Source organism: Stenotrophomonas sp. TWI377, assembly GCF_039674525.1.
GTDB lineage: Bacteria > Pseudomonadota > Gammaproteobacteria > Xanthomonadales > Xanthomonadaceae > Stenotrophomonas.
Genome location: NZ_JBDJNT010000030.1, coordinates 23,641 through 30,194, shown reverse-complemented (window position 1 = coordinate 30,194; position 6,554 = coordinate 23,641). Strand labels below are relative to the sequence as shown.

Below are 6,554 nucleotides of genomic sequence, written 5' to 3'. Positions count from 1 at the left end.
GCTCCAGGCGGCGCGCAATGCAGCCGACCAACGGTCGGCTCTACCGGCGTACCACCGCCACCGCCCACACCGCCATCGCCACCAGCGCGACGCCCGCACCGGTGACGCACACACCGGTCCAGCCGAAGCGATCAAACACCTGCGCCGAGACCAGTGAGCCCAGCGAGCCACCGATGAAATAGCCGGTCATGTAGCCGGCATTGAGCCGGTTGCGTGCTTCCGGGCGCAGTGCATACACCACGTTCTGGTTGCTCACATGCAACAACTGCGCAGCCAGATCGAGCACGATCACGCCCAGCACCAGTGCGATCAGCGAGTGCGTGGAGAAGCCCAGTGGCAGCCACGACGCGGCCAGCAGCACCAGCGCCACGGTGGTGGCCAACGCGGCCTTGCCGCGGTCGGCCATGCGTCCGGCCACACCGGCGGCCAGCGTGCCGGCCGCACCCACCAGCCCGAACAGACCGATCGTCGCATCGCTGTAGCCATACGGTTCGGCCGCGAGCAGGAACGCCAACGGCGTCCAGAAGATCGCGAACATCGCAAAGCTCAACGCGCCCAGCACGGTGCGCAGGCGGAACACCGGTTCCTGCGCGAACAGCGTGCCGATCGAGCGAAGCAGCTGCAGATAGCCCAGCCCGGCGGTCTGATGGAAGCGCGGCAGATGCCGATAGAGCATGCCCGTGGTCAGCACCAGCGCCGCCGCGGCGATCCAGTACACGGTGCGCCAATCGCCCAGCGAGGACAGCGCCCCGGCTACCGTGCGCGCCAGCAGGATGCCGAGCAGCAGGCCGCTCATCACCGTGCCGACCACCTGGCCACGCTCCTCCGGCCGCGCCAGCGTCGCCGCGAATGGCACCAGCACCTGCGCCACCACCGAGAACAGGCCGGTCAGCGCGGTGCCGACCAGCAGCCACACGAACTGATGGCTGAGCGCGCTCAGCACCAGGCCGGCCGCCGACAACAGCGACATCACCACGATCAGCCGGCGCCGTTCGAACAGATCGCCCAGCGGCACCAGCAGGATCAGGCCCGCCGCATAGCTCAGCTGGGCCACGGTCACCACCGTACCGGCACGCGCGAAGGACACCCCGAACTGCCCGGCGATGGTGTGCAGCAGCGGCTGCGCGTAATAGTTGCTGGCCACGGCCACACCGGTGGCGAAGGCCATCAGCAGGACCTGCCAGCGGCTGAGGGGCGAGGGCACGTCGTGGGCCATGACGGGCTCCAGGAAAGAAGGGGCGCCAGTGTCCGCCCGATCGGTAAATGAGGGAAATGAATAGTTATCATCCAATGCATCTGAAAATGAGATGGCACGATGAACCTCAAGCAGCTCGAGTTCGCGGTGGCGCTGGCCGAGGAAGGCAACTTCACCCGTGCCGCGCAGCGCTGCCACGTCGTGCAGTCGGCGCTGAGCCACCAGATCGCCCATCTCGAAGACGAACTGCAGGCCACGCTGTTCGAGCGCCTGCCGCGTCAGGTCAGGGTAACGCCCGCCGGTGAAGCACTGTTGACGCACGCACGCCAGGTGCTGGCGTCACTGCGGCATCTGCGCGATGACGTCGCCGCCGTCGGTGGCCAGGTGCGCGGCATCCTGCACATCGGCCAGATCACCTCGTTGACCGCGGTGGATCTGGTCGCTTGCCTGGCGGCCTTTCACCAGCGCTATCCGCAGGTCGAGTTCCGCCTGCGCATGGACAAGAGCGAAGTGCTGATGGCCGACGTGCGCGAGCGGCGGCTGGATGTGGCGCTGGTCGGCCTGTCGCCGGGGACCCCGATCGAGGGCGCCCAGCACCGATTGCTGGCCGAGGAGGCGATGGTCGCCGTGCTGCCGCCAGCGCATCCATTGGCGACGCGCAGACGGCTCTCGCTGGCGACGCTGGCCGAGCTGCCGCTGGTGGATTTCCCGCAGGGCAGTGGGGCCCGCCGGCAGACGGACGAGGCCTTCGCCGCCGCCGGACTGCCCCATCGGGTGCCGTTCGAGATCAATCACATGGCGCTGGTCGAGCGCTTCGTGCAGCAGGGTCTGGCGGTCGGCATCGTGCCGCAGGCGATCGCTGCCGGTTTCAGCGGCGTTGCCTGTGTGGCAATCCAGGGTGCACCGACCCGGCGGGTTCATGCGGTCTGGTCGCACCTGCCCACGCCGGCGGCGCGGGCCTTCATGGCGGAGCTGCTGCAGCACGTGGCCCCGGCGCCGGAGCCACGTACCAAGGCTTCACTCAGGCGCCGCGCACGCGCAGGGTCAGGCCCTTGAGGAAATTGCGCAGCATCTGGTCACCGCAGGCGCGGTAGTTCTTGTGGTCCGGCTGACGGAACAGCGCGGACAGTTCCGGCTTGGAGACCGAGAAACCGGCGGCGTCGAACACTTCGTGCATGTCCACGTCCTTCAGCTGGAAGGCGACGCGCAGCTTCTTCAGCACCAGGTTGTTGGTGATGCGCTTTTCCACCGGGCGGACCGGCTGGCTCTCGTCGCGGCCACGGAAATGTACGATCAGGCCATCCAGGAAATGCGCCAGGGTGCGGTCGTCGCAGGGCACGAAGCCTTCTTCGTCTTCCTTGCGCAGCCAGCCGGCCACATCGGCCTTGTCGACCACGAAGGCCGGATCGGCCAGGGCACAGGTGTCGGCGATCATGCCGTCGCTGAGGTCGAGCATGTAGCGGATGCTGCGCAGTACATCGTTGTTGATCATGGGACGTCCAATACCGCCGGCGCGGCTGCGCGGCTGGCGGCCATTTTACCCCGTGCCGGGCGCGCCGCCGGCTGCGACCGGTGGTCGCTGTCATCTGGCTGCCATGAAAGTGAAGCACAGTGCCGCGATCAGGCATCGACAGGCAGTGGAGCAGGCAATGCGCAGGTGGCAGGTACTCGGGTGTGTGGGCATGTTGCTGGCGGGGCAGGCTGGGGCGCAGGTTCCGTATGTGGCGCTGGAGCAGCGGCTGGATCCGCAGGCGCTGGCCGAGGTCGGGCTGACCCCGGCCCAGCTGCAGACGCTGAACCGCCTGCTGCGCCAGGCCGAGGCCGAGGCCCCGGCGCCGGGGGGTGTCGCGGCGGCCTCTGCCGCAGGCCCGGGTGTGCCGACGCCGGCACCCCTGTTCCCCGGGCTGGACGACGGCCCCATCACCGCCAAGGTCACCGGCCAGGTGGGCGGCTGGGCCCCCGGCACCGTGTTCACCCTCGACAACGGCCAGCAGTGGCAGGTGCTCAAGGGCGAGATGACGCTCAAGACCGCCCGCAGCAACCCCGAGATCGTGGTGGTGCCGGGCATCGCCGGCCGCTGGTTCCTGCAGGTGGATGAAGACCTGCCCAAGGCACGGGTGTTCCGCATCCGCTGAGACGAAGGCGCGCAGGACCGGGTAGCGGAGCAGCGCAAGGCGCTGCACCGGGCGGGCATCGGTGCGAAAATGGTCGGGATCTCCACGGAGTACCTCGATGACCCGTACCGCTCTGATTACCGGCGCCACCTCCGGCTTTGGCGCCGCCGCTGTCCACCGTTTCGCCCAGGCCGGCTGGCGCGTGATCGCCACCGGTCGCCGTGCCGAGCGCCTGCAGCCGCTGGTCGATGCCTACGGTCCCGAGCGCGTGCATGCCGCGGTGTTCGACGTGCGCGACAGCGTGGCGATGGAAGCGGCACTGGCCGCCCTGCCGGCCGGGTTCGCCGACATCGACCTGCTGGTCAACAACGCCGGGCTGGCCCAGGGCACCGCCCCGGCCCAGAGCGCCTCGCTGGAGGACTGGCGCACCATGATCGACACCAACGTCACCGCCCTGGTGACGCTGACCCATCGCCTGTTGCCGCAGCTGGTCGCGCGCAAGGGCGCGATCATCAACATCAGCTCGGTTGCCGGCGTGTACCCGTACCCGGGCGGCAACGCCTACGGCGGCACCAAGGCCTTCGTCAGCCAGTTCTCGCTGGGCCTGCGCTCGGACCTGCACGGCAGCGGCGTGCGTGTGACGACGATCGAACCGGGCATGGCTGAAACCGAGTTCACCGTGGTCCGCACCCATGGCGACCAGGCCGCTTCGGACAAGCTCTACACCGGCGCCAACCCGATGACCGCCGAGGACATCGCCGAGCAGATCTTCTGGGTCGCCTCGCTGCCGGCGCACCTGAACATCAATCGCCTCGAAGTGATGCCGGTCAGCCAGTCGTTCGCCGGCTTCCAGGTCGCGCGCGACTGATCCAAGGGCATCGCTGGCCAACACCTCGGCCACACACCCGAACGGGCCAACACCTCGGCCGCACGCCCGAAACCGGTAGAGCCGACCGTTGGTCGGCTGCCCTTGGCGCATACCCACCGCTGACGGCAGCCGACCAACGGTCGGCTCTACCTGCATCCTGGCAGCCGACCAACGGTCGGCTCTACCTCAGGCGGCCGTCCACACCGCCAGCTCATACCCATCCGGATCGCGGAAATGAAACCGACGGCCGCCCGGGAAATCAAACGCGGCCCGGCAGATTGCCGCGCCGGCCGCCTGCAGCCGCTGCTGCGTGGCGACCAGGTCATCGGCATACAGAATCACCAGGGGTCCGCCCGGTTGCACCGCTTCGCCGGTGGTGAACCCACCGGTCAGGCGTCCATCGCTGAACTCGGTGTAGGCCGGGCCGTAATCGGTGAACGTCCAGCCGAAGACCTCAGCGTAGAACGCCTTGCTGCGCGCGATGTCGGTGACATTGAATTCGATGTTGTCGATGCGGCGATCGTTGCCGTGTGCGGTGCTCATGGGCGCTTCTCGTGGAAAGGAGCCCCAGCATCGCCACTGCGGCCGCGCCGGTCTTGAACAAAACGGCCAGTCAGCCACGCCACTGCGCGCACAACGCCGCCGCCCCGATCCCTGCCAGCGCCCGCACCTCGCGGCTCAGGTGCGACTGGTCGGCGTAGCCCACCTCCGCCGCCAACCCCGCCAGCCCCTCTCCCGGTCTCGCCCGGGCCAGCGTCAGGAACCGCTGCAGCCGCAGAATCCGCTCCAGCATCTTCGGTCCATAGCCGAACTGCTCATGGCACAACCGGCGCAGGCTGCGCGTGCTTATCTGCAGCCCCGAACCGATCGCGGCCAGATCATGACCACCGGCCCGCACCTGCCCGAACACCCGCGCCGCCACCGCGTGGCGGCTACCGGTAGAGCGGGGCAGCCCAGCCAGCGCCTGCGCGAACAACCGCTGCCGCGCATCGCCATCGCCCACGTCATTCAACCGCGCCGCCAGCTGCCGCGCCTGGGGTCCCAGCACCGCATCCAGCTCCACGGCGGTGCCCACCAGTTCGTCCAGCGGCACCCCCAGCCACGCCCGCGCCGCGCCGGGCTGGAAGCGCGCGCCCAACACCTGCGCGCCGGGCATCAACTGCGGGTGGGCGGCCACCACATCCGGGCCCACCGCATACAGCCGCCCCTCGCGCCACAGGATGTCCACGCAGCCATCGGGCAGCACCGCAACCTCACCGTTATGGCCCACCGGCAGATCGCTGCGCCACAGTTGCCCGAAACAGCCCTGCAGCGGAGCAGGTGCCGCCCATTCGCGGTAGCGACCGGTCGCACCGGCAACGCCGGGAAGGTCATCAGAATCGGGGCGGGAAGACATGCAGGGACGATAACCCGTCGAGCCGACCGTGGGTCGGCTGCTCTGGGCGATCAAAAAAAACGCCGGGCAATGCCCGGCGTTCCTGTATTCGTTGCAGCGCGCCTTACTGCGCCTTGATCGCCATCGCCTGCAGCCCGGTCCCATCCAGCTTCTGCTTGGCTTCGGCCAGCTCGCCCGCGCTGCCATACGGCCCCATGCGCACGCGGTACACCGTCTTGCCGTTGATCTGGGCCGATTCCACGCGCGCGGCCAGGCCGATCATCGCCAGCTTGGCCTTGGTCGCCTCGGCGTCGCCGGAGGCACCAAACGCACCGGCCTGCAGGATGTAACGCACGTTGCCCGCGGCCGGCGCTGCGGCTGCAGCGGCGGCAGCCGGGGCGGTGGCGGCCGCTGCATCCGGCTTCGGCGCGGTGGCCACCGTGGCCGGTGCCGATGCCGCCGGTGCCGGGGTGGCGGCCGGACGTTCGTTCACCGGCGCTGGCAACGCAGCGGTACTGACCGGCGCAGGCGTGGTGGTCGCGGCGGTGCTGGTCGGCGCCGGTGCCGGCGGCAACGGACGACCTTCCAGCGCCGCCTGCGCACGCTGCGCATCGGCCTTGGCGCGGCGCTGATCTTCGGCGCGTGCGCTGGCGGCCAGCTCGGCATCGGACATTTCCACTTCCTTGCCGGGCAGCAGGGTGTAGAAGTCGTACTGCGTCGCCGCCGGCTTGGCCGGTTCGGCAGGCTTGGCGGCGCCGGGCTTGGGCAGCTCGGTGCCGACGTCCGTATCGGCGTCGCTCACCGGGGCCGGCTGGGCGTTCGGGTCCGGCTGCGGGCCGACCCGCAGGAAGCCATCACCGTCGTTCTTGAACAGGTTCGGTGCCGCCAGGAACACCACGGCCGCAATCGCGACACCCGCGACCAGCCACACCCATCCCGGGGTGCCCTGGTTGCTGTTGCGCCGTGCCTGGCTCTTGCCGCGTCGTGCTGCCATTTACTGCT

Annotated in this window: 8 protein-coding genes; 3 read left to right on the top strand and 5 right to left on the bottom strand. The window is 69.3% G+C overall.

Features of this window, described 5'->3' with window-relative positions:
* Positions 1-40: 40 nt before the first annotated feature.
* Complete coding sequence (locus ABE546_RS17715; protein WP_346464613.1) at positions 41-1,216, bottom strand: MFS transporter; 1,176 nt, start codon at positions 1,214-1,216, stop codon at positions 41-43.
* Positions 1,217-1,315: 99 nt separating this feature from the next.
* On the opposite strand from ABE546_RS17715, the gene ABE546_RS17710 reads away from it, so the two are divergent.
* A complete protein-coding gene (locus ABE546_RS17710) occupies positions 1,316-2,251 on the top strand; it encodes a LysR family transcriptional regulator (RefSeq protein WP_346464612.1) in 936 nt (311 codons plus the stop codon).
* Here the strand turns inward: ABE546_RS17710 and ABE546_RS17705 are convergent.
* The gene (locus ABE546_RS17705; protein WP_088432353.1) at positions 2,217-2,687 is read right to left on the bottom strand and encodes a DUF1456 family protein; all 471 of its coding nucleotides are present in this window, start codon (positions 2,685-2,687) and stop codon (positions 2,217-2,219) included. The genes ABE546_RS17710 and ABE546_RS17705 overlap by 35 nt on opposite strands.
* Before the next feature lie 157 nt (positions 2,688-2,844).
* Between ABE546_RS17705 and ABE546_RS17700 the strand changes: the two genes are divergently transcribed.
* On the top strand, positions 2,845-3,330 hold the full coding sequence (locus tag ABE546_RS17700; RefSeq protein ID WP_346464611.1) for a hypothetical protein: 486 nt from the start codon (positions 2,845-2,847) through the stop codon (positions 3,328-3,330).
* Between the two features lie 97 nt (positions 3,331-3,427).
* Positions 3,428-4,177 (top strand): SDR family NAD(P)-dependent oxidoreductase, encoded by a 750-nt coding sequence (locus tag ABE546_RS17695; protein ID WP_176990950.1) that lies wholly within the window; start codon positions 3,428-3,430, stop codon positions 4,175-4,177.
* A gap of 186 nt (positions 4,178-4,363) precedes the next feature.
* Here the strand turns inward: ABE546_RS17695 and ABE546_RS17690 are convergent, their stop codons facing one another.
* The 3 genes from ABE546_RS17690 to ABE546_RS17680 form a co-directional block, all read right to left on the bottom strand.
* Positions 4,364-4,720, bottom strand: coding sequence for a VOC family protein (locus tag ABE546_RS17690; protein WP_313208812.1), 357 nt, complete (start codon positions 4,718-4,720; stop codon positions 4,364-4,366).
* Positions 4,721-4,790: 70 nt separating this feature from the next.
* Positions 4,791-5,573: a helix-turn-helix domain-containing protein gene (locus ABE546_RS17685; RefSeq protein ID WP_313208811.1), complete on the bottom strand. Its 783-nt coding sequence runs from the start codon at positions 5,571-5,573 to the stop codon at positions 4,791-4,793.
* A gap of 103 nt (positions 5,574-5,676) precedes the next feature.
* Positions 5,677-6,546 carry an SPOR domain-containing protein gene (locus ABE546_RS17680; protein ID WP_313208810.1) on the bottom strand — a complete coding sequence of 290 codons (870 nt, stop codon included), beginning with the start codon at positions 6,544-6,546 and terminating at the stop codon, positions 5,677-5,679.
* Between the last annotated feature and the right edge of the window lie 8 nt (positions 6,547-6,554).